This window comes from Ruegeria sp. BJ3, assembly GCF_056535665.1.
Map to the genome: position 1 here is coordinate 1,187,227 of NZ_JBQFIT010000001.1, position 21,474 is coordinate 1,208,700.

At 61.1% G+C, this 21,474-nt stretch carries 16 protein-coding genes; 11 read left to right on the top strand and 5 right to left on the bottom strand.

Going from position 1 to position 21,474, the window contains the following annotated elements; genetic code table 11:
• The first annotated feature begins 3 nt into the window (after positions 1-3).
• Together ACR3EL_RS05970 and ACR3EL_RS05975 are read left to right on the top strand one after the other, a co-directional pair.
• A complete protein-coding gene (locus ACR3EL_RS05970; RefSeq protein ID WP_254437749.1) occupies positions 4-885 on the top strand; it encodes a metallophosphoesterase in 882 nt (293 codons plus the stop codon).
• A gap of 217 nt (positions 886-1,102) precedes the next feature.
• Positions 1,103-1,564 (top strand): host attachment family protein, encoded by a 462-nt coding sequence (locus ACR3EL_RS05975; RefSeq protein ID WP_170337984.1) that lies wholly within the window; start codon positions 1,103-1,105, stop codon positions 1,562-1,564.
• 48 nt (positions 1,565-1,612) lie between these two features.
• Here ACR3EL_RS05975 and ACR3EL_RS05980 read toward each other — a convergent pair whose 3' ends face one another.
• Entirely contained in the window at positions 1,613-2,164 is a 552-nt protein-coding gene (locus ACR3EL_RS05980) for an LOG family protein (RefSeq protein ID WP_170337986.1), read from the bottom strand.
• Positions 2,165-2,290: 126 nt separating this feature from the next.
• On the opposite strand from ACR3EL_RS05980, the gene ACR3EL_RS05985 reads away from it, so the two are divergent.
• A complete protein-coding gene (locus tag ACR3EL_RS05985; RefSeq protein WP_480720807.1) occupies positions 2,291-3,706 on the top strand; it encodes a LysM peptidoglycan-binding domain-containing protein in 1,416 nt (471 codons plus the stop codon).
• A gap of 76 nt (positions 3,707-3,782) precedes the next feature.
• The gene (locus tag ACR3EL_RS05990; RefSeq protein WP_480720809.1) at positions 3,783-5,588 is read left to right on the top strand and encodes an ABCB family ABC transporter ATP-binding protein/permease; all 1,806 of its coding nucleotides are present in this window, start codon (positions 3,783-3,785) and stop codon (positions 5,586-5,588) included.
• 61 nt (positions 5,589-5,649) lie between these two features.
• Here the strand turns inward: ACR3EL_RS05990 and ACR3EL_RS05995 are convergent, their stop codons facing one another.
• Positions 5,650-9,426 carry an efflux RND transporter permease subunit gene (locus ACR3EL_RS05995; protein ID WP_170337992.1) on the bottom strand — a complete coding sequence of 1,259 codons (3,777 nt, stop codon included), beginning with the start codon at positions 9,424-9,426 and terminating at the stop codon, positions 5,650-5,652.
• Complete coding sequence (locus ACR3EL_RS06000) at positions 9,423-10,649, bottom strand: efflux RND transporter periplasmic adaptor subunit (protein WP_170337994.1); 1,227 nt, start codon at positions 10,647-10,649, stop codon at positions 9,423-9,425. Before ACR3EL_RS06000 ends, ACR3EL_RS05995 begins: the two co-directional genes overlap by 4 nt.
• A 226-nt stretch (positions 10,650-10,875) precedes the next feature.
• Here ACR3EL_RS06000 and ACR3EL_RS06005 point away from each other — a divergent pair, with 226 nt between their 5' ends.
• From ACR3EL_RS06005 to ACR3EL_RS06025, 5 genes are all read left to right on the top strand, one after another.
• Entirely contained in the window at positions 10,876-11,547 is a 672-nt protein-coding gene (locus tag ACR3EL_RS06005) for a hypothetical protein (protein WP_170368667.1), read from the top strand.
• A 46-nt stretch (positions 11,548-11,593) separates the two neighbouring features.
• Entirely contained in the window at positions 11,594-12,916 is a 1,323-nt protein-coding gene (locus ACR3EL_RS06010; protein WP_170337998.1) for a PQQ-like beta-propeller repeat protein, read from the top strand.
• A 48-nt stretch (positions 12,917-12,964) separates the two neighbouring features.
• The gene (gene der / locus ACR3EL_RS06015; RefSeq protein WP_170338000.1) at positions 12,965-14,419 is read left to right on the top strand and encodes a ribosome biogenesis GTPase Der; all 1,455 of its coding nucleotides are present in this window, start codon (positions 12,965-12,967) and stop codon (positions 14,417-14,419) included.
• Between the two features lie 163 nt (positions 14,420-14,582).
• Positions 14,583-15,569: a fatty acid desaturase gene (locus ACR3EL_RS06020; RefSeq protein WP_170338002.1), complete on the top strand. Its 987-nt coding sequence runs from the start codon at positions 14,583-14,585 to the stop codon at positions 15,567-15,569.
• Between the two features lie 90 nt (positions 15,570-15,659).
• On the top strand, positions 15,660-16,190 hold the full coding sequence (locus ACR3EL_RS06025; protein ID WP_170338004.1) for a helix-hairpin-helix domain-containing protein: 531 nt from the start codon (positions 15,660-15,662) through the stop codon (positions 16,188-16,190).
• Positions 16,191-16,247: 57 nt separating this feature from the next.
• Here ACR3EL_RS06025 and serS read toward each other — a convergent pair whose 3' ends face one another.
• Positions 16,248-17,540, bottom strand: coding sequence for a serine--tRNA ligase (gene serS, locus ACR3EL_RS06030; RefSeq protein WP_170338006.1), 1,293 nt, complete (start codon positions 17,538-17,540; stop codon positions 16,248-16,250).
• Between the two features lie 85 nt (positions 17,541-17,625).
• Positions 17,626-19,287 (bottom strand): mechanosensitive ion channel family protein, encoded by a 1,662-nt coding sequence (locus ACR3EL_RS06035; protein WP_170338008.1) that lies wholly within the window; start codon positions 19,285-19,287, stop codon positions 17,626-17,628.
• A 203-nt stretch (positions 19,288-19,490) separates the two neighbouring features.
• Here ACR3EL_RS06035 and yajC point away from each other — a divergent pair, with 203 nt between their 5' ends.
• The gene (yajC, locus tag ACR3EL_RS06040) at positions 19,491-19,778 is read left to right on the top strand and encodes a preprotein translocase subunit YajC (protein ID WP_093962445.1); all 288 of its coding nucleotides are present in this window, start codon (positions 19,491-19,493) and stop codon (positions 19,776-19,778) included.
• 33 nt (positions 19,779-19,811) lie between these two features.
• Positions 19,812-21,473, top strand: a complete 1,662-nt coding sequence (gene secD, locus ACR3EL_RS06045) for a protein translocase subunit SecD (RefSeq protein WP_170338009.1) — start codon at positions 19,812-19,814, stop codon at positions 21,471-21,473.
• The last annotated feature ends 1 nt before the right edge of the window (position 21,474 follow it).

Sequence of the window (21,474 nt, forward strand, 5' to 3'; positions counted from 1 at the left end):
GACTTGACCCGACGAGGGTTTATCAAGGGCCTGCTGGCGGTGACGCTGGCAGGCCTTGTTGTTTCGCTGTACGGGTTCTTTATCGAACCGGCTATGCGGCTGCGGGTTCGCAAATGGAAGCTTAAGCGTGCGGACTGGACGGCGCCTCCGCTGCGGATCGCGGCCATCGCCGACCTTCATGCCGGCGAGCCATTCGTTACCATAAAGCGTATCAAGCAGGTCGTAAGGCGCACAAATGCGCTGGATGCCGATCTGGTCTTGCTGCTGGGGGATTTCACCGCCAGCCACAGGATGGTTTCGAAACCTGTCGCGATGGCGGACATCACCCCGGTTCTTGCCGGACTAACCGCGCGCCATGGGGTTTTCGCGGTGCTGGGAAACCATGACTGGTGGGATGATACGGCCGCTCAACGCCGGGGCGGTGGGCCCAACTTATATGCCGATGCGTTGGCCGCGAGTGGCATCCCGGTCCTATCCAATTCTGCGCAGAAACTCGATGACCCGGGAATCTGGCTGGCGGGCCTCGAAGACCAACTGGCGATTGTGGAGGGCAATGGGCGATACCGCGGCCTGGACGATCTGTCCGGCACATTGCGGCAAATTACAGATGATGCGCCCGTCGTCCTGATGGCGCATGAACCGGACATATTTCCCCAAGTGCCAGATCGCGTTGCCTTGACACTGTCCGGTCACACGCATGGTGGGCAAATCAGACTGTTTGGGTGGTCGCCCGTGGTGCCCTCGCGGTTTGGCAATCGCTATGCCTACGGCCCGGTGCGCGAAGGTGGGAAGGATCTTGTAATTTCCGGCGGCATCGGGTGTTCGATCCTTCCGGTCCGGTTTGGTGTTACACCCGAGATTACGCTTGTCGAAATTTCTGCCTGATCTGTGCCTCGGGTGCAAACTTGCCGAAACGTCAACTTTTGCGCGCATGCGCCGTTGCAAGACGCCAAAGAGTGATTAGCTGATATATGCGGGAGGAGAGAACCGCCAAAACCAAAACAATGAGGGAATAGCTGCCGAATTGTGCCGTGGGTGCACGAACTTTGGCTATTCTTGTCCGGGCGGGGGACGGCCACGAAAACCACAACGGGAGATCGCAATGGTCGCACTTGCACAGGGTACTTGGGTCATCATCGCCGACGGGGAAAAAGCACTGTTCACTGAAAACGTGACGGATGCCGAGAATCCCAATCTGGTGGTCGTAGCGGTTGAGGAACAGGATCATCTCGCCGCGCGGGGCAAGCCCTCGGATCGGGCGGGACGGCGAAATGATACCGGGCCGAACCAGAAATCTGCCGTGGAAGAAGACACCTGGCGCACCCATGCCAAATCCCTGTTTGTTCAGGATGTGGCCAACCTGCTCAACAAAAAAGGGCTGAAGGGCGCGTACAAACGGCTTGTTCTGGTCGCCAGCCCACAGGTCCTGGGCCTGCTGCGCCGGCGCCTACACAGCGAAGTTCTGGCCAAAGTCGTAGCCGAAGTCGACAAGACCCTGACCAATCATCCACTGCACAAGGTCGAAAAGGTGCTGCAACGCCAGCTGCGCAGCTCGACCGCCTGATCTTGCTGGTTCGGGACCCACGGGCGGGGAAGCCGCCCGTGACGTCTATTATTTCAATAACCTGCGCAATTCGTCCATCGCGGACTCGGCGTCGTCGACCCATGTGATGAAACTGGCCAAGGAGGCATCCGCAAAACCTGCGTCGATCACCTGATCCAAAAGAGTGTGAAGCGCGTCCCAGTATCCGTCCACATTCATCACCAGAATGGGTTTGTCATGCAGGCCCAACTGGCGCCAGGTCAGCGCCTCGAACAACTCGTCCAACGACCCGGGTCCGCCGGGCAGCACGACCACGGCATCCGCATTCATGATCATGACTTTCTTGCGTTCGTGCATCGTTTCGGTGACCACGAAACGCGTCAGATCTGTTTTTCCCACTTCCCGCCGCAGCAGATGAACCGGTATCACGCCGAAGGTTTCGCCTCCGGCGGCTTGCGTGGCCCGGGCGACTTCGCCCATCAGGCCCACGTCACCCGCACCGTAGACCAGCCGCCAGCCTTCGGCGGCCAGCAGCCGTCCAAAGGTGCCTGCGGCCTTTGTGTAGGCCGAATTCGCGCCATTGCGTGACCCGCAATACACACAGATCGATTTCTGGGACATCAAACAGCGACTCCGGGGTTGTGTCAGAGGTTTTGACCCGTGATAGCGGGATTGATAAATTGGCTCAACCGTTCGGCGGAAAGCTTTTGAGTGAAGGCATTTGCGCTGCGGAGTAAAGGAAAAAACATGGACGCCAAATCGGGAAGCGGTAGGTCGGGTGCATTCGTTTGGGGTATCCTTGCGGGTATCTTGGCTGTGATTGGCGCCGGGGGCTTGTATCTTTCGGGTGTCTTTGGTCCTGCGCCGCAATCTGAACAGTCCACTACGAAAGAGGTCGTCGCCGAAAGCGCCAGCGAAGAGACGACTGAGCCAGCCGCCGCACCGGCACCAAACCCCGATGCTGGGGACTCGCAGGTCATTGCGGAACCTGACAACGCGGATGAGGTTCATATTTCGACCGAGACCGAAGAAGCAACCGCGCCGGAAGCCGAAGAGACAACTGCGACCGACGAGCAGACTGCGCAGGACGCGACGGTTGAAGAACAGCCGGCGGAGGCGGCTCCCGCACCCGAGGCTACCGCGGCCGCAATTGCTCCGACGCTCGACCAGATATTCGTGGAGCCCGACGGCAATGCGCTGCTGTCCGGCAAAGGCGACCCGGGCAGTCAAATTCGTATCCTGCTGGATGGCGAGCCGATCCACAGCTTCACGGTCGATGGCAGCGGCCAGTTCGCCGAGTTCGTCACCATCCCCTTCAGCGAGGCCGCGCGAGGTCTGGTCCTTGAAGCCGGTGACGGTACCCGGTCTGCGCAATCGGATGACTATCTGATTGCCGCGTTGCCCAAGCCGCCTGCGCCACCCGCTACGGACGAGCAAGTCGCCAGCACGGACACCGAAGCGCAGGACGAAACGGCGGAACAGCCGTCTGCGGCCGCAGTCGCAGAGGACACCGAGGTCGCGCAAGCGGACGAGACCGTTTCCGGGGCGCAGGACGAAGAAGCAACCTCACCCGAGGCCACGACCGAGACTCAATCCAGCGAAAGCCAGCAGGTGGCCGTTTTGCGGTCCGGTGAGGAAGGGGTTGAGCTTGTCCAGTCGCCGTCGTCCGAAGACGCGTCGCCTGAGCAGGTTGCGCTTGATACGATCGGCTATTCCGACGCTGGCGATGTCCAATTGTCCGGCCGCGTATCCGAGGGTGCTGCGGTTCGGCTCTATCTGAACAACAAGCTGGTGGCCGACATCACGCCAGGACAGGACGGTGATTGGCGCGGGGAAATCCAGGAAGTCGATCCCGGTGTCTATACTCTACGCGTTGACGAAGTCGACACGGACGGAACGGTGCTGAGCCGTCTGGAAACGCCATTCAAGCGCGAACCGGTTGAAGTTTTGCAGGCGGCCGAGGCGCAGGATGCGGTGCCGGGTGCTGACCAGAGCACGCCGATCCGGTCTGTTACCGTGCAGAAGGGCGATACCCTGTGGGCGATCTCGCGAGAGCGTTTTGGCGACGGTGTTCTGTATGTCCGCCTGTTCGATGCGAACCGCGACCTGATCCGCGACCCTGACCTGATTTATCCAGGCCAGGTCTTCACCATCCCGGAATAAAGGCTTAGGTCTTGCGGGGCCGGGTTTTCGCCCGGCCTCGAAGCTTTCCGGGTCAGACATGAGAAGACTTGCGCCTATGCATTCCGCAGACATGCCACAGATGGACGAACGCAAGTCGGGTTGGCTGACCATCCGAAAAGTGGCTCCGTACCTGTGGCCCGAAGATGAGCCGTGGGTCAAACGGCGGGTGGTCTTCGCGATGGCCATGCTGGTTCTGGCCAAGCTGATCGCGGTCTATACGCCGATCCTGTACAAGGGCGCGGTCGATGCCTTGGCGGGCGAGGGCGTGCCGCCGCTGGCGCTGGGCGCCGTGGGGCTGACCGTGGCCTATGGCGTGGCGCGGATGTTGACCGTGGGGTTCCAGCAGTTGCGCGATGCGCTGTTCGCGCCGGTGGGTCAACGCGCGCTGCGGGCACTGGCGCTCGAGACCTTCCAGCACATCCACCATCTGTCGATGCGCTACCATGTGACCCGGCGCACGGGCGGCCTCAGCCGGATCATCGAGCGTGGGGTCAAGGGCGTGGAGTTCCTGCTGCGCTTTCTGCTGTTTTCGATCGGCCCGTTGATGCTGGAACTGCTGCTGGTTGCGGTGGTTCTGATGTGGCTGTTCGACGTCTGGTATCTGGTCGTGGTGGCCGTCACCATCGCGCTGTACATCTGGTTCACCTTCACGGTCACCGAATGGCGGGTGAAGCTGCGGCGCGAGATGAATGACCAGGACACCGAGGCAAACCAGCGCGCCATCGACAGCCTGCTGAATTTCGAAACCGTCAAGTATTTCAATGCCGAGCGGCGCGAAGCTGAACGATATGACGTGTCGATGAAGGCCTATGCGCAGGCCGCATTGAAAACGGCATATTCGCTGGCCTTCCTGAATTTCGGTCAGTCCTTCCTGATCACCTGCGGGTTGATCGGGGTGATGGTTCTGGCCGCGATAGGCGTGCAGAACGGGTCGCTGACGGTGGGCGATTTCGTGATGGTCAACGCCTACATGATACAGATCACCGTGCCGCTGAACTTTCTGGGCACCGTCTATCGCGAGATCCGACAGGCTCTGGTTGATATGGGCCAGATGTTTCAACTGCTGGAGCAACCCGCCGAAGTGGTGGACAAGCCAGACGCCAAGCTCCTGCAGATCACCGAAGGCCGGGTCGAACTGGACGATGTGCATTTCGGCTATGACCCGGACCGCGAGATCCTGCGCGGTGTCTCTCTGGTGGTGCCGGGGGGGCAGACCGTGGCCATCGTGGGCGCGACCGGCTCGGGCAAATCCACCATCGGTCGGTTGCTGTTCCGGTTCTACGACGTGACCGAAGGCGCGTTGCGGATCGACGGGCAGGACGTGCGCGACGTGACGCAGGAAAGCCTGCACGCCGCCATCGGGGTGGTGCCGCAGGATACGGTGCTGTTCAACGATACGATCCGGTACAACATCGCCTATGGCCGCGAGGGGGCCTCGCAGTCCGATATCGAAGCCGCCGCAAAGGCCGCCCAGATCCACGACTTCATCACCTCTCTGCCCGAGGGGTACGAGACCAAGGTGGGTGAGCGTGGCCTGAAGCTGTCAGGTGGAGAGAAGCAGCGCGTGGGCATCGCGCGGACGCTGTTGAAGAACCCGCCGATCCTGCTGTTGGACGAGGCCACCAGCGCGTTGGATACCGACACCGAGCAGGACATCAAGGATGCCCTGGCCCGCGCCGGCGAGGGGCGCACGGTGATCACCATCGCCCACCGCCTGAGCACGATCGCCGAGGCCGACCAGATCGTCGTTCTGGAAAAGGGCGAGATCATCGAGCGGGGCACCCACGACGAGTTGCTGCGCCGTGAAGGGCGTTATGCCCAGCTGTGGAACCGCCAGCAATCGGATACGCAGGCAGCCTGAAACCTCTGCGGCTAAGGTCTCAAACAAAAAACGGGCCGGCAGGACCGGCCCGTTTCCTTTGTTACTCTGCCGCTTTCAGCGGATGTCCCGGTGTGTCGCCCGGGCTTTCCTCGGCATCGGTGGCCTCGACCTCGGTCCAGATGATCACGGTTGCCTGCATCCGGCGGGCCGAGTCTCCGATCGCCATGTCCTGCGCGATCTGGCTGGACTTTCCTGCAGTGACCCGCGCCATCAGTTTGCCCAGCCATATGGCATAAGTGGTCACCCACACCCGCAACGCCAGGAACGAGGGCGTCACGATCAGGGTCAGAACCGTGGCGATGCCCAGGCCGAACACCACCGCCGTCGCCAGCTGTTTCCACCACAGCGCGGTGGGGCTATTGATCGAATAGCCGCCGTTGATGAAGTCCAGTGACAGGCCGAACATCATCGGCGTCAGGCCCGCCATCGTGGTCAGCGTGGTCAGCAGAACCGGACGAATCCGCGCCTCGGCCGTGCGCACGATGGCGTCGATCCGGGGCATGTAGCGGCTGTATTCCTGGTAGGTGTCGATCAGAACGATGTTGTTGTTCACCACGATCCCCGCCAGCGCAACGATGCCCGTCCCGGTCATGATGATCGAGAAGGGTTGTTGCATCACCATCATCCCGATCAGCACGCCAGTGGTGGACAGAACCACCGCCAGCAGCACCAGCACCGAGTTGTAGAACGAGTTGAACTGCGCCAGCAGGATCACGAACATCAGACCCAGCGCGGCCAGGAAGGCGCTGGAGAGGAAGGCCTGGCTCTCGGCTTGGTCCTCCTGGTCTCCGGTCCATTCCCAAGTGATCGTGTTAGCAAAGGGCTGAGTGTCCAGCCACTCGGTCAGTACCGCGATCCGCTCGTTCGGGTTGATCAGCGTCAGGCGGGCGTCGCCGTCATCAATGGCGGCCTGCACCTCCTGGAGGGTTTCGGCGCCGGTCAACTGAACCAGAGAATAGGCCGTACCATCGGCACCGTTGACCGTCGCACCTTCAGGTTCCGAGCCTTCGGTCACTTCGCGCACCACGGCCAGCCGCTGTTCTCCGTCCGGGGTGGCGATCACCACTTTGCTCAGGCTGGGTTCCACATCGGCCTTGACGTCGTAATAGCGCTCTTGATCCACACGGTTGATTTCGGCCAGCTTTGCCACCGGTTTGCGGGTGATGAAGTTCGACAAGGGCACCAGCCCGTCCGGTGTACGCACTTTGAGCGTATCCAACGTTGACAGGACCCGATCCTGATCGGGCAGGCGAACGCGGATCTCGATCTCTTCATCCACGCTTTCGGGGCGCATTTCGCCCAGCAGGATGCCACGGGTCACCAACTGCACCATCGCGCCCACGGTTGCCACGTCGGCCCCGAACCGGCCGGCCTTGGCCACGTCGACGTCGATCTGCCAATCGATGCCGGGCAAGGGCAGGGTGTCCTCGATCTTGATCAGGCCTGGGGTGTTTTCGAACACTTCGCGCGCGGTCAGCGTGGCGCCGGTCAGGTCGTCCCAGTTGTCGCCCTTGATCCGCAGGTGCACGGGCTTGGCCGATGCCGGACCCTGTTCCAACGGCAGGATCTCGACAACGAAACCCGGCAGCTTGGCCAGTTCGGCGTTCAACTGCTCGATCACGAAGTCGCCGTCATACTCGGGCGCGACGGTGTGCTTGTCGAACAATCCGCCTGCGACAGGTTCTGACACGTTCGGGCGATCCTCCCACGGGATGATCTCGAACTGCACGCGGCCCACCGTGTCCGCCGGAGCCTGCGCCCCGCCGTTGTTCTGGTTCAGGCCGCCTTCACCGGCGAACGAGAACACGTTGATCACCGCCGGATGCTGGCTGATCACCTGTTCAGCCTCAAAGACCAGCGCGTCTTTTTCGGCTAGAGACAGGTTGCCCCGCGCACGGACATAGGCGGTGGCCTGTTCCGGCTCGCTTTCGACGAAGAATTCAACACCGCGGTTGTTCTGACCGTACATGGTCATCACCGTCATCACCGCAAAGCCTACCGCCACGATCGAGACGATCGGCATGATCGGATTGCCGACCAGGAACTTGATGACATAGCCGAAGGGCGTATGCTCCTTGGCTGTGTGGACACGTTCGTCCGGCTTGCGCTCGATCCGGGCTGCGCTCAGCGTGACCGATCCGGCGAAGGCGCCGAACAGGAACAGAACCGCGCCCAGCAAGAACCCACCGCCTGCGCCTTCCGGCAACAGATACGTGGGGTTCAGCAGCTGCATTGCGCCCAGGAAGATCATGTAGACCGAGGGTGGAACCATGATGGCACGCACCCACCAGGGCGTCCGCGCGCGCAACCAATCCGAGCTGCGGTCGAACACGCGGCTCAACCGGCCCGAGACACCGCCCATCACCGGCAGGTAGATCAGCGCCACGATCAGCGAGGCCGACAGAACGAAGATCAGCGTGACCGGCAGCATACCCATGAATTCGCCCGGAATGCCCGGCCAGAACAGCATGGGAAGAAATGCGCACAGCGTCGTGGCGGTTGACGAGACGATGGGCCAGAACATCCGCTGGGCTGCCTCGACATAGGCGTGCATCGGGCCGACGCCTTCCTTGATGCGTTTGTCGGCATACTCCACGACCACGATCGCGCCATCGACCAGCATCCCCACAGCCAGGATCAGGCCGAACATGACGATGTTCGAGATGCTGACGCCCATGATGGCCAGGAACGCGAAGCACAACAGGAACGAGGTCGGAATCGCGAATCCCACCAGCAGCGCCGCGCGGGTACCCAGCGAAGCCAGTACCACGATCATCACAAGCGCGATGGCCGTCAGAACCGAACCTTCCAGCTGGCTGACCATCGAGCCGACGATGCGGCTCTGGTCATTAGAAGTGCCGACATTCACGGCAGCCTGCAGCTCGGCCGGCCACTTGGTCTCGGCCTTGGCGACGGTCTCTTTCACCTGGGCCACGGTGTCGATCAGGTTGAAACCCTTGCGTTTGACGACCTGCAGCGCCACGGTCGGTTCGCCGTTGAAGCGGGCGGTCCCTTCGCGGTCTTCGAAGGTATAGTTGATCTCGGCCAGTTCGCCCAAGGTCACGACCCGGTCGCCATTGACCTTGATCGGCAGTCCATAGACATCCTGTGCGGTCTTGAAGGACGAAGGAATCTTGACCGAAAACGCACCCTGTTCGGTTTCGACCTCACCAGCGGCGATCAGCTGGTTGTTGTTCTGCACGACGTTGATCAGCTCGGCCGCGGTGACGTTGTACGCCTCAAGCCGCAGCGGATCGATGACCACTTCCAGCATTTCATCGCGGTTGCCGGCGATCCCGGCCTCAAGGACCGAATCCAGCGCCTCGAGCTCGTCCTGAAGGTCCTTGGCGACCCGCGCCATCGTGCGTTCGGGCACGGCACCCGACAGGTTCACGATGACGATCGGGAATTCCGAGAAGTTGATCTCGGTCAGCGTGTATTGCTCGGCGCCTTCGGGGAAGTCGGCCTGCGCGCTGTTCATCGCGTCGCGCACGTCAGCGGTAATGGCTGTCTTGTCCCAGCCAAAGTCGAACTCCAGTGCGATCCCCGCATAGCCCTCGGCGGCGGTGGCGGTCATCTCCTTCAGGCCGTCCAGATCCGCAAGCTCGGTTTCCATCGGCTTGATCAGCAGGTTTTCACTGTCTTCGGCCGAAATGCCCGGAAACTGAACCGACACGAACAGGGCCGGAATCTCGATGTCCGGTTCACCTTCTTTGGGCAGGCTGACATAGGCAAACCCGCCGATGATCAGCGAGATGGCAATGAATGCCAGAACCATTCGGGCCCTGTCGGCGGCCCAGCTGACTATGCCCGTCATTGGGAAACGTCCTTATAGGTGGGCGCTACGACCACACCCGCAGTCACGAACTCTTGTCCGACCACGATAATGTCTACGGTTTCCGCAAGACCGCCGACCCAAACACCGTCGGCCGTATCGCGCAACAGGCGGATGGGTACGAAATCGACGATATTACCGGCTCCGACCGTCCGAACGCCTAGCTGGCCTTCGTTGTTCAGCGTCAACGCCGATTGCGGCAGCAGGTGAGCCTTGGCGCCTTCGGCCGCGATGCGGATGCTTGCGGTCTGCCCGTCCCGGATCAGAAGCTCGGGGTTCGGGATGGTAACTTCCACCTCGAATGTGCGGGTTGTGTCGTCCGCCGAACGGCTGAGGAAGGTCACACGGCCCTCGACCTGCAATCCGGTCACCAATTGTGCCTGCGCCGGAGCGCCGACGGTGACACGGTTCACTTCGGTTTCGGGAACAAAGCCAACCAGCTTGATCGGATCAAGCTGGATCACGGTCGCGCACAACGATCCGGGCTGCATCAGACTGCCCAATTCGGCGGCATCGCTTTCCAGAAGGCCCTGAAACGGGGCCTCGATGGTGATGCGGTCCAATTCCAGTTCGGCAGCCGCAACCGCCGCCTCCGCCGCCTCGATGCCCGCCTCCGTAGCCTTCAACTCGGCCTCGGCCGCCTTGATACCGGCCTTTGCGGTACTCATCTCGGCCTCGGCCGCGATCCGCCGGGTTTCGGAGCCGAAGCCAGTTTCCGACAGTTTGCGGGCTGCAATCAGGTTTATTTCGGCCTCGGCAACGCGCGCATGCGCTTCCTCCAGCCGTGCTTCGGCTTCGGGCACACGGCTTTCCGCCTCCAGCTTGGCCGCCTTGGCTTGGGCAAGCTGTGCCGGGCGTGAGCCGGGATCCAATTCGCACAGCAGATCGCCGGCCTCGACGAAGGTGCCCTTACGCTTGGGTTCCGAAATGACGGTTGACGTCGTTTCCGCCAGAACTTCGACCTGACGGATTGCTTTGGTTTCACCGCGCAGCAAAACCGCGCTGTCGATTTCGCGCGCAGTGGAGCGCAACGCAACAACCCCAACGGCCTGCACGGCCGAGGCGTCGTTTGCTTCAGCGCCAGCGTCAGACTGGCTCGCAGCATCTTCGCGACCGGCAAATGCAAACAGGGCATCGCGCTCGAAAACCACGAAATACAATGCAACGATGACCAATGCGGCGTTGACGAGGGATATCAATCGCATGCCGTCATTCTCCTTAAAATATTATGTCCGCACAAATGCCGATGAGCACGCAATGACATGGGGGCGTGCGTGCGCGAAGTCCATACTGAACTGAATAGTTCGGTTTGTTTTTTTTCGCAAGAGCGCCCTGACGCTGAGCAATTGTGCATTTCGGGTACTTGGCTTGCTGATGGTGCCGGGGTATGACATGGCGCCAGAAAGCTGAATGCAACGCCCGGGGGCAGGAATGAGCGACGTCGACAGTTTCATTGATGAGGTCACCGAAGAGGTGCGCCGCGACCGGCTCTACCTGCAGCTGCGTCGATGGGGCTGGGTCGGTGTTCTGGCCGTTGTTCTGATCGTGGGCGGCGCCGCTTTCAATGAATACCGCAAGGCGCGCGATGCCAGTCAGGCCCAGAAGCTGGGCGACGATATTCTGGCCGCGATGCAGCTTAACGACGCTGCCGAACGTGCGGATGCGTTGGCGCAGGTCACGGCCAATTCGGCCGGCGAACAGGCTGTTTTGGGCTTTCTCCTCTCGGGCGCATTGTCCGAGTCGGGATCGGTCGAACAGGCCGTTGAACAGCTGAACGCGATTGCGGTTCAGGGTGATCTTCCGGAAATCTACCGCTCGATCGCTGCCTTCAAGGCCCTATTGTTGCAGTCCGAAACCATGCCCGCCGCCGAGCGCCGGCAACAGTTCGAGGCACTGGCCGCTCCGGGCGCGCCGCTGCGTCTACTGGCAGAAGAACAACTGGCCCTGATCGACCTCACCGATGGTGACACTCAGGCCGCGCTGGAACGTCTGCAGTCCATCCGTCAGGATGCAGAGGTCAGTGCCGACATCCAGCAGCGTGCAACCCAATTGATCGTCGCGCTGGGCGGAACGCCCGAACCGATCACCGCACAGCAGGGTTGATACGCGGCCCATTTCAGTGAACCAAGACAGGCGAGTTCGGAGTTTCATGGCAAAAAGACTATTTTCCCGATTTGGTTTGCCGGTCGCAGCCCTGGCGCTGACGGCGCTGAGCGCCTGCGAGGAACCCGAAGTGATCCTGCCGGGCGAGCGTGAAGACATCCGCCCGGCCCAGGATCTGGAAACCGTTCAGACGACCGGTGCCAAACCGATCAGCCTGCCGGCCGCAAAGCGCAACGCCGAATGGGCGCAGAGCCCGGGAACCGCGGCTTTCCGTACCACCAACGCGGCGCTCAGCCCCGCGCCGCAGCGCATCTGGTCAACCTCGATCGGGGCCGGCGACGGGCGCAAACAAAGGATCACCGCTGATCCGGTCGTCGCAGGTGGCCTGATCTACACCCTGGACGCGGCGGCAACCGTTTCCGCTGTCTCTCCCCAGGGGCAACTGGTCTGGAGCACAAACCTCGTCCCCGCCACGGATGGCGAAGAGCAGGCAACCGGGGGCGGCATCGCCTATGCAGACAACACGCTGTACGTTTCGTCCGGTTTCGGGCGTCTGACCGCTCTGGATGCGCGCACCGGCGGAATTCGCTGGCAAAAGAAGCTGAACGCGACGGGTAGCGGAGCGCCGCTGGTTTCTGGCGGCCTGCTTTACCTTGTGGCGGGGGATCAGACTGGCTGGGCGGTTGATGCAAAGGACGGGCGCATTGCCTGGCAGATCGAGGGCACGCCCAGCGTGGGCAATGTTCTGGGCGCTCCGGCACCAGTATTGGCGAACGAGTTCGCAGTCTTTGCGTTTGGGTCCGGTGATGTGGCGGCCGCTTTCCGCAAAGGCGGTATCCGTCGCTGGAACGCGTCTGTCGCCGGCGGCCGCAGGGGGCGGGCCGCAGCGCAGATCGTGGATGTGACGGGCGGCCCGATCGTATCCGGAAACTCGATCTATATCGGCAACCACTCGGGACGCACGGTCGCCTTCGACGCCAGCTCGGGGGAACGGATCTGGACCGCTTTCGAAGGCGCGGTCGATACCGTCTGGCCAGTCGGCAACAGCGTTTTCCTGATCAGCGACCGCAGCCAGTTGGTGCGGTTGGACGTGTCAGACGGGTCTGTGGTCTGGGCCATCGACCTGCCGGGCTTCGTCAAGGACAAGCCCAACCGTCGCGGACCGATCTTTGCGCATTACGGCCCCATCATGGCGGGCGGACGTATCGTCATCGGCTCGAACGACGGTTATCTGCGGTTCTACAACCCAGTCGACGGCACGCTGGTGCATCAGGTCGAGGTTCCGGGCGGGGCGACAACGGCACCGGTCGTCGCGAACCAGACCCTCTACGTGGTTTCGACCAAAGGGCAACTGCACGCTTTCCGTTGACGACAAGATGCGTTAAAGGGCGCGTCTGAGTCTTGAAAGTTGAGTATCATGTCTTTGACCCTCGCCATCGTGGGGCGCCCCAATGTGGGCAAATCCACCCTGTTCAATCGCCTTGTGGGCAAGCGCCTTGCGCTGGTGGACGACCAGCCCGGCGTTACCCGCGATCTGCGTGAGGGCGAAGGGCGGCTGGGTGACCTGCGCTTTACCGTGATCGACACGGCCGGGCTGGAGGATGCCACCGACGACAGCCTGCAGGGCCGGATGCGGCGCCTGACCGAGCGTGCCGTGGACATGGCCGATGTCTGCCTGTTCATGATCGACGCCCGTGTGGGCCTGACCCCGACCGACGAGATGTTTGCCGAGATTCTGCGCAAGCGGTCCAAGCATGTGATCCTGGCGGCCAACAAGGCCGAGGGGGCGGCGGCGGATGCCGGTGTGCTCGAGGCGTACAACCTGGGTCTAGGCGAGCCGATCCGCCTGTCGGGTGAGCATGGCGAAGGCATGACCGACCTTTACGCGGCGTTGATGCCTTTGGCTGACGCCATGGAGGAAAAACAGCCAGAGGACGTTCCGCAAACGGATATCGATCTGGACGAGGATGGGGAAACCGAGGGCGAAGCCCCTGCAATTACGCCGGACAAGCCGTTGCAGGTGGCCGTTGTCGGGCGTCCGAATGCGGGCAAGTCCACACTGATCAACAAGATCCTGGGCGAAGATCGTCTTCTGACCGGTCCCGAGGCCGGCATTACCCGTGACGCCATCAGTCTGAAGTTGGATTGGGGTGGCACCCCCATGCGCATCTTTGACACCGCCGGTATGCGCAAGAAGGCCAAGGTACAGGAAAAGCTCGAGAAACTCTCGGTGTCGGACGGCCTGCGCGCCGTCAAGTTCGCCGAAGTCGTGGTTGTCCTGCTGGATGCAGCGATCCCGTTCGAACAGCAGGACCTGCGCATTGCCGATCTGGCCGAACGTGAAGGCCGTGCCGTGGTGATCGCGGTGAACAAGTGGGATGTCGAGGATAACAAGCAGGAGAAGCTGCGCGAGCTCAAAACCTCGTTCGAACGCCTGCTTCCCCAACTGCGCGGCGCACCTCTGGTGACCGTGTCGGCAAAGACGGGCAGGGGGTTGGAGCGGCTGCGTGATGCGATCCTGCGCGCCCACGATGTCTGGAACCGTCGGGTTCCCACCGCGGCCCTGAACCGCTGGCTGACCGCCATGTTGGAGCAGCACCCACCGCCAGCCCCCCAGGGGCGCAGGATCAAGCTGCGCTACATGACCCAGGCAAAGACGCGCCCGCCGGGCTTTGTCGTCATGTGCTCGCACCCGGACAAGATGCCGGAAAGCTACTCGCGGTATCTGGTCAACGGTCTGCGCGAGGATTTCGATATGCCCGGAACCCCGATCCGGCTGACGCTGCGCGGGCAGGGGGACAAGAACCCCTACAAGGGGCGCCGCAAGAAAAACGCGGGTGCGCTGGCCAAACATCTCAAGGGCAAGGCGTAACTGCGCCAATTTTCAGCATTTTCGGGCTTGGGGCGTGACAGCCCTCAAGCATCGCGCTAGCATTCGCATGCGTGCATTCATTTCGCGCGCGATTTGCGCGTGCCAGTGACGTGCAAAATTTCGCAAGGACTATTGAACCGGACCATCGTGGGGAGCGGGCTGGATGGACCTGAGAGAATATACGAGACAGTACGCGGTGCAGGACAATCGGCTGGCCGCGCTCAGCTATTTCGGGACGTTCGTGGTGTATTTCGCATCGCTGACGCTGGCGATCGTCTATGAGGATCAGTGGTTCATCATGATCCCGGCTGGGATCGTGTTCGCCTTTTCGGCAGTGCGTCTCTATGTTCTTCAGCATGATTGCGGTCATCATTCATTGTTCGAAACCCGACGGCAGAATGAATGGGCTGGCCACGTGCTGTCGCCGTTCACCTTCGCTCCGTTCGAAGTGATGAAACAGAACCACAATCTGCATCACGCGGGCATCGGCAATCTCGAGCATCGGGAGACCGGGGAAATCAACACGATGACCTTGCGGGAATGGAATGAAGCGGATTGGAAAACCCGTCTGTTCTACAGGCTTTACCGCAATCCCTTCATCCTGGTGCCGGTCGGGGCCCTGTTCACCTATTTCATCCGCTATCGCTGGCCCAAAAACACGGTGCGGTTCGGCGTCCGTGGGGTCGTGCTGCACAACTTGTCCATCGTGGTTTTCCTCGGGCTGTTGTATTGGATTGCTGGCATGACGGGCATACTCGTCTGGCTGGCCTTCTCGTTTCTCGGTGGAATGCTGGGTGTGTTTCTAGTGTATCTTCAGCACAATTTCGAGGACACCTACTGGGATCGCCGCCCGGATCTGGACCCGCAACTGGCTGCGCTTCAGGGCTCGTCAGCACTGGATTTCGGATGGTGGTTCGACAATGCGGTCGCCTGCATCACGCTGCATGACATCCACCATTTCAATGCCCGCATCCCGTCCTACCGCCTGCGCGCCTGTCACTACAACCTGCCACCTGAATACACACCCCGCCGGATCAAGTTTCCCGAGGCGGTGGCCGCGCTGAACCTGAAACTGTGGGATGAAGATGCCAAGCGGCTCGTTCCCTTTCCGCGGCAAGGTGAAACCGGTGAGCTGGCCCGGGGCAGTTAAAGGTGGTTTTCCGAAGGTTGTGCAGAGCAAAGCCTTGCCTTGCTGCCTGTCGGACGTAGTTTTTGAGTTGGATCGTTTAGGAGTTTTGGAATGACAGCGGTGACCAAGGTTCGCGGCATCGGAGAAGCACTTGGCCGCGCTCTCAACGACAATGGCATCAAGACGGCCGAGGAACTGGCCAAGGCCAAGCCGGCTGCGCTGGTCGCCGTTCCCGGTATCGGAGCGCGCCGGGCGCCCGGATTGATCGCCGCCGCCAAACAGGCCACCTCCGGCGCTGCGCCCGTCGCCAAAACCCGCTCGCAGAAGGCCCCTGCGCGGAAGGCGGCGCAACCTCGGACCTCAGCTGCTGCGCGCAAGGCCGACGCAGAAGCCAAGGTGGCAGCCGAGAAAGCCGAAGCAGAGGCCAAGGCCCGGAAGAAGGCCAAGGCCAAAGCCAAGGCCGAAAAGGCAGCGAAGAAAAAGAAAGAGATGGAAGCGGCGATCTCGAAGGCGAAGGAAAAGATAAAATCCAAGGCCAAGTCGAAAAAAGACAAGAAATCCAAGAAGGAAAAAGAGAAGGCCGGCGGTGAGTCCAACAAAGACAAAAAGGACAAGAAGGCCAAGAAAAAGGCAAAGAAGTAGTCACTTCTTTGCCTTGATCCGAAGCAATGCGGTCGCGGCTGGCGTGACCGCTAAAAGTTACGCCAGCGTGCCGTCAGCCTGCAGGGTCAGCTTGCCGCCAAGATACGGCGAAAGAACCTCGGGCAAGGTCACGGTGCCATCGGCGTTCTGGCCGTTTTCCAGAACCGCGATCAAGCAGCGCCCCACCGCCAGGCCCGATCCGTTCAGCGTGTGCACGAATTCAGGTTTGCCACCGCCCTCAGGCCGGAAGCGCGCATTCATGCGACGGGCCTGGAAATCTCCGCAGGTCGAAACCGAGCTGATCTCGCGATAGGTGTTCTGGCCGGGCAGCCAAGCCTCGATGTCGAAAGTCCGCCGCGCGCCAAACCCCATGTCGCCGGTGCACAAGACGACGGTACGGTAGGGAATGCCCAGCTTTTCCAGGATGCCTTCGGCACAGCGCAGCATGCGCTGCTGTTCGTCGTCCGATTTGTCGGGATGCGTGACCGAGACCATCTCGACCTTTTCGAACTGGTGCTGGCGCAGCATGCCGCGCGTGTCCTTGCCGGCCGAGCCCGCCTCGGAGCGGAAGCACAGCGAATGTGCCGTGTAGCGGCGCGGCAGATAGCTTTCCTCGATGACGCAACTGTTGACGATGTTGGTCAGCGACACCTCGGAGGTCGGGATCAGCCACCACCCCTCGCGGGTTTGGTAGCTGTCCTCGCCGAACTTCGGCAGCTGGCCGGTGCCCTGCATCATCTCGGAGAGCACCAGAACCGGACCATTCACTTCGGTCAGACCGTTCTCGTTGGTGTGCGTATCCAGCATGAACTGCGCGAGCGCCCGATGAATGCGCGCCACACCGCCCGACAGCAGCACGAAACGAGATCCTGCCAGCTTGGCGGCAGTCTCGAAATCCATGCCGTTCTGTACCGAGGCGATCTCGAAGTGTTCCTTCGGTTCAAAGTCATAGTCCCGCGGCGTGCCCCAGCGTTTGACTTCGACATTGTCATTCTCGTCTTTGCCGTCGGGTACGTCCTCGGCCGGCAAGTTCGGGATGCGAACCAACTGGTCAGTCAGAAGGGCGTCGATATCCTTGGCCTCGGTCTGCATACGGGCGATTTCGGCCTTTTTCTCGGCCACAAGTGCCCGAAGACGCTGGAACTCGGCTTCGTCGCCGCGCGCCTTGGCTGCGCCGACTTCCTTGCTGGCCTTGTTCTGTTCAGCCTGCGCCGTTTCGGCTGCCAGGATCTTGGCCCGACGGCTTTCATCCAGGCGCAGCAGGTCTGACGATACCGGAGCTTCCCCCCGGCGCGCGAGCGCGGCGTCGAAAGCTGCTGGGTTTTCGCGAATTGCGCGGATGTCGTGCATAGGTCAGATCCTTGGCAAGTGAATCACTAGGCCCGCTTATGCACCATCTGACCGGCAGGGTGTAGCACCGGGTTGGAAAATCGGCCTAGTTGTCGGTGTCTTCAACCGCTTCATGTGCCAGTCGACCGTCCCAGGGATGGTTCGGGATCTTCAGCGCGGGCGGGTCGGCAACGTAGGACGGCGTCATGATCTGAACACCGTTCTCGTTGAACACCTCGACGATGTTGCGGTGGAGGTCGGACTTGATCCGCGGGATCGAGTTGCCACGGGTCGTGTAGGCGTTGATCTGGTAGTTGATCGCGTAATCGGCCAGCGCGGTCCACAGGACAAATGGCTCGGGGCGGGCGCGAAGGCCATCGGTACGGCGGGCTGCCTCGATCAGCATGGCTTCGACCTTTTCGGGGGGCTCTTCATAGCCGATCCCGACCGTCGTGTGCAAAAGCAGGCCCTTGCCGTCGGTCTGCTTGGAAAAATTGACCACGTCCGAGTTCATCAATTGGGCGTTGGGAATCGAGATCAGCTCGTTCTTGATGGACTTCAGGTGGGTTTCCATAAGTTTGATCTGCACGACATCACCGATGTGGTCACCGATCTGGATGCGGTCACCGATCGACGTCGACCGGCGATAGATTACGAACAGTCCAGCCAGCATGTTGCTGACAACCGAGTTCGCGCCCAGCGAGAGCATTGCACCAACCAGGATGGTCAGCCCCTGAAAGGCCGCCGAGTCCGAGCCCGGGATGTACGGAACCGCAAAGACAAGGGCGATCAGGATCACCACGACACGCGCGATGTTGAACGTGGGATTGACCCAATGTTTCTCGAAATCGCCCATGTCGAAAGTGCCGGCCTCGACCGCGTCGAAGAACACCCGCATGCCCTTGATGATGTACATCGTCACCCAAGCGATCAACGCCAGCATGATCATGTTCGGGATATAGCTGAGAATACCCCGGAAAATCAGCAGAACCGGTTCGGTCAGGTAGGTCAGCAGCAGCTGCGCAAAGTACCGCGACTCGGCAAATGCCAGCAGGACGAACGACAGATAGTAATAGAAACCCAGAAAGAAGATGATCAGCAGGCCAAAATTCAGCCCGTATCGGATCAGTGCGGCAATCGCCTCGGCCTGTACGCTCTTGGCGGTAGCTTCCTCAACGTCCCTCAAGTATCGCCGGACAAAGATCAGCGTGCGTCGCCGAACGCGCCTGTGCAGCCACAGGATCACCAGGACGAAGACGATGAACCCCAACGTCCACGCCGCCGCTTCGATCGCACCCGACACACGCGCCTCGTCCGTGCGGTTTGCCCGGTAAGCCATGATCGCGTCCCTGATGGCGTCGCCATGCAAGACCGTCAGGACGCTCAGTTCCATCTGCTCCAGCTCGGCATCGGCCTCGGTGACGATGGTGACCATCTGCCCGTCCGCCAGAATGCGGGTGCCTATCTCGGTGTCCTGATAGGTGATGTCGACATCCGTGGCATCCGAGGATTCGGCGACCTTGATGATCGCGTCCTGAATGTTTTCGGCCCTTTCCGGAGCGGGCAGGGCGCTGGAGCCTCGAATGTGAAACAAGGTGTCGCCGTCAACGATGACCGGAGCCATGAAGGTCTCGGCGGCGGCGCTGTCGGCTTCGGGTACGTCCTGCGGGGCATCCTGTGCCATGACAGGCACCGAAAAGGCCCAAGCCGCAAACAGCATGGACAGCAAAACACCCAATGGAAATGGGGCCTTGACGAAACTCCGCATGGGTCCTCCCTGACTTTGACTATACCCAAAGCCCCGTACCATCCTAGTGGATATCTGCGGTGTAATTCATCATCTTCGGGGATCGTGACACTGTCGCACGGCATGCCAAGTCGGGCATCGCTTGCAAAGGTTGATTTCAAAGCATAGTTTCCCGGCAAATTCGCGGTGCTCACTCCGCGACCTCAAGAAAAAAGGAATGTCCCATGGAAGGTGGCGCAATCGCCCAGTTTCTCCCGCTCATCCTGATCTTCGCGATCATGTACTTTCTGCTGATCCGTCCGCAGCAGAAGAAGATGAAGGAACATCAGGCCATGGTCGAGGCAGTGCGCCGCGGCGATCAGGTCGTCACTCAGGGTGGCCTCATCGGCAAAGTGTCGAAGGTCAAGGAAGGCGAAAACGAGATCGAGGTCGAGATCGCGGACGGTGTCCGGGTTCGTGTGGTCAAGTCGACCATCGCTCAGGTGCTGAACAAGACCGAACCGGCGAAGTAATTTCGCGTCGCAACTTCCTGAAAAGGCAGGGTAATGCTGCAAATTGATACCTGGAAACGGGTCCTGATCTGGCTGGTCTGCGTGGTTGGCCTGCTGATGGCCCTGCCGAACGCGTTTTACACGCGGGTCGAACAATCGAACGACGCCAAGGCCGCCATCGAACTGGGCATCGACACGCCCGAGATGCAGGCGCAAGCAGAACAATGGCCCGACTGGTTGCCGTCGTCATTGGTCAACCTGGGGCTTGATCTGCGCGGTGGGGCGCATCTGTTGGCCGAAGTTCAGGTTGGCGATGTCTACGAGACACGGATGGAGGCCATGTGGCCCGAAGTTCGTGATGCCCTGCGGGACGAACGGGCGACGGTCGGAACCATCCGCCGTCAACCCTCGGCCCCGGATGAGATTCGCGTTCGCATCAGCCAGCCGGACGGGATGCCAAGCGCTCTGGAAGCGGTGCGCGGGCTGGCCCGTCAGGTGCAGACGCTGACCGGCGTCGGTGCCACGGATATCGAAGTCAGCGCCGACGGCGACACCCTGATCGTAAAGCTGTCCGAGGCGGAAAAACTGGCCTCGGATGATCGCACGGTGCGTCAGGCTCTGGAAATCGTGCGCCGCCGGATCGACGAGGTTGGCACTCGTGAGCCGACCATCCAGCGTCAAGGCACCGACCGGATCCTGATTCAGGTGCCCGGGATCGGCAGTGCCAGCGAGTTGAAGGACATCATCGGTACCACGGCGCAACTGACCTTCAATCCGGTCGTGGCCCGCGGCACCGATCCGGACGTCGTGCCCGGCGTCGGTGAAGAGGTCGTGCCGTCGATCGACGAAAACGGCGTGTACTACACCATCGAATCCGCACCCGTCGTGACGGGCGAGGAATTGGTCGACGCGCAGCCTTCCTTCGATCAGAACGGACGCCCGGCGGTCAGCTTCCGGTTCAACACATCCGGCGCCCGCAAATTCGGCGATTACACCCGTGACAATATCGGTGCCCCTTTTGCAATCGTGCTGGATGACGAGGTGATCTCGGCTCCGGTGATCCAAAGCCATATCCCTGGCGGTTCCGGCATCATCACCGGCAACTTCACCGTCGAAGAAAGCACGAACCTCGCTGTTCTGCTGCGTGCCGGCGCGCTGCCGGCGGGTCTTGAGTTCCTCGAAGAACGTACGATCGGCCCCGAACTGGGCCAAGACAGCATCGACGCGGGTAAGGTCGCGACCACCGTCGCTTTTGCAGCAGTCTTGATCTTCATGGCGCTCAGCTATGGTCTTTTTGGCGTCTTCGCCAACATCGCTTTGCTGATTAACGTCGGGCTGATCTTTGGGCTGTTGTCATTGATTGGCGCGACATTGACCTTGCCAGGCATTGCCGGGATCGTCTTGACGGTCGGTATGGCGGTGGATGCCAATGTGCTGATCTTCGAACGTATCCGCGAAGAGCTGAAATCGGCCAAAGGCCCCGCTCGGGCAATCGATCTGGGCTATGAAAAGGCCCTGTCGGCCATCCTGGATGCCAACATCACGACCTTCATCACTGCCGTCATTTTGTTCGCCATCGGCAGCGGCCCGGTTCGCGGCTTTGCCATCACTCTTGGCCTGGGCATTCTGACGTCGGTCTTCACCGCGATCTTCGTGACGCGGCTGATGATCATCATGTGGTTCGAACGGCGCCGCCCGAAAACGATCGAGGTTTGAC

What these genes read in the sequence shown, in the direction of transcription:
- ACR3EL_RS05975 (WP_170337984.1), top strand. Translation starts at nt 1,103, where the DNA reads ATGGTCGCACTTGCACAGGGTACTTGGGTCATCATCGCCGACGGGGAA.
- ACR3EL_RS05980 (WP_170337986.1), bottom strand. Translation starts at nt 2,164, where the DNA reads ATGTCCCAGAAATCGATCTGTGTGTATTGCGGGTCACGCAATGGCGCG.
- ACR3EL_RS05985 (WP_480720807.1), top strand. Translation starts at nt 2,291, where the DNA reads ATGGACGCCAAATCGGGAAGCGGTAGGTCGGGTGCATTCGTTTGGGGT.
- ACR3EL_RS05990 (WP_480720809.1), top strand. Translation starts at nt 3,783, where the DNA reads ATGCATTCCGCAGACATGCCACAGATGGACGAACGCAAGTCGGGTTGG.
- ACR3EL_RS05995 (WP_170337992.1), bottom strand. Translation starts at nt 9,426, where the DNA reads ATGACGGGCATAGTCAGCTGGGCCGCCGACAGGGCCCGAATGGTTCTG.
- ACR3EL_RS06000 (WP_170337994.1), bottom strand. Translation starts at nt 10,649, where the DNA reads ATGCGATTGATATCCCTCGTCAACGCCGCATTGGTCATCGTTGCATTG.
- ACR3EL_RS06005 (WP_170368667.1), top strand. Translation starts at nt 10,876, where the DNA reads ATGAGCGACGTCGACAGTTTCATTGATGAGGTCACCGAAGAGGTGCGC.
- ACR3EL_RS06010 (WP_170337998.1), top strand. Translation starts at nt 11,594, where the DNA reads ATGGCAAAAAGACTATTTTCCCGATTTGGTTTGCCGGTCGCAGCCCTG.
- der (WP_170338000.1), top strand. Translation starts at nt 12,965, where the DNA reads ATGTCTTTGACCCTCGCCATCGTGGGGCGCCCCAATGTGGGCAAATCC.
- ACR3EL_RS06020 (WP_170338002.1), top strand. Translation starts at nt 14,583, where the DNA reads ATGGACCTGAGAGAATATACGAGACAGTACGCGGTGCAGGACAATCGG.
- ACR3EL_RS06025 (WP_170338004.1), top strand. Translation starts at nt 15,660, where the DNA reads ATGACAGCGGTGACCAAGGTTCGCGGCATCGGAGAAGCACTTGGCCGC.
- serS (WP_170338006.1), bottom strand. Translation starts at nt 17,540, where the DNA reads ATGCACGACATCCGCGCAATTCGCGAAAACCCAGCAGCTTTCGACGCC.
- ACR3EL_RS06035 (WP_170338008.1), bottom strand. Translation starts at nt 19,287, where the DNA reads ATGCGGAGTTTCGTCAAGGCCCCATTTCCATTGGGTGTTTTGCTGTCC.
- yajC (WP_093962445.1), top strand. Translation starts at nt 19,491, where the DNA reads ATGGAAGGTGGCGCAATCGCCCAGTTTCTCCCGCTCATCCTGATCTTC.
- secD (WP_170338009.1), top strand. Translation starts at nt 19,812, where the DNA reads ATGCTGCAAATTGATACCTGGAAACGGGTCCTGATCTGGCTGGTCTGC.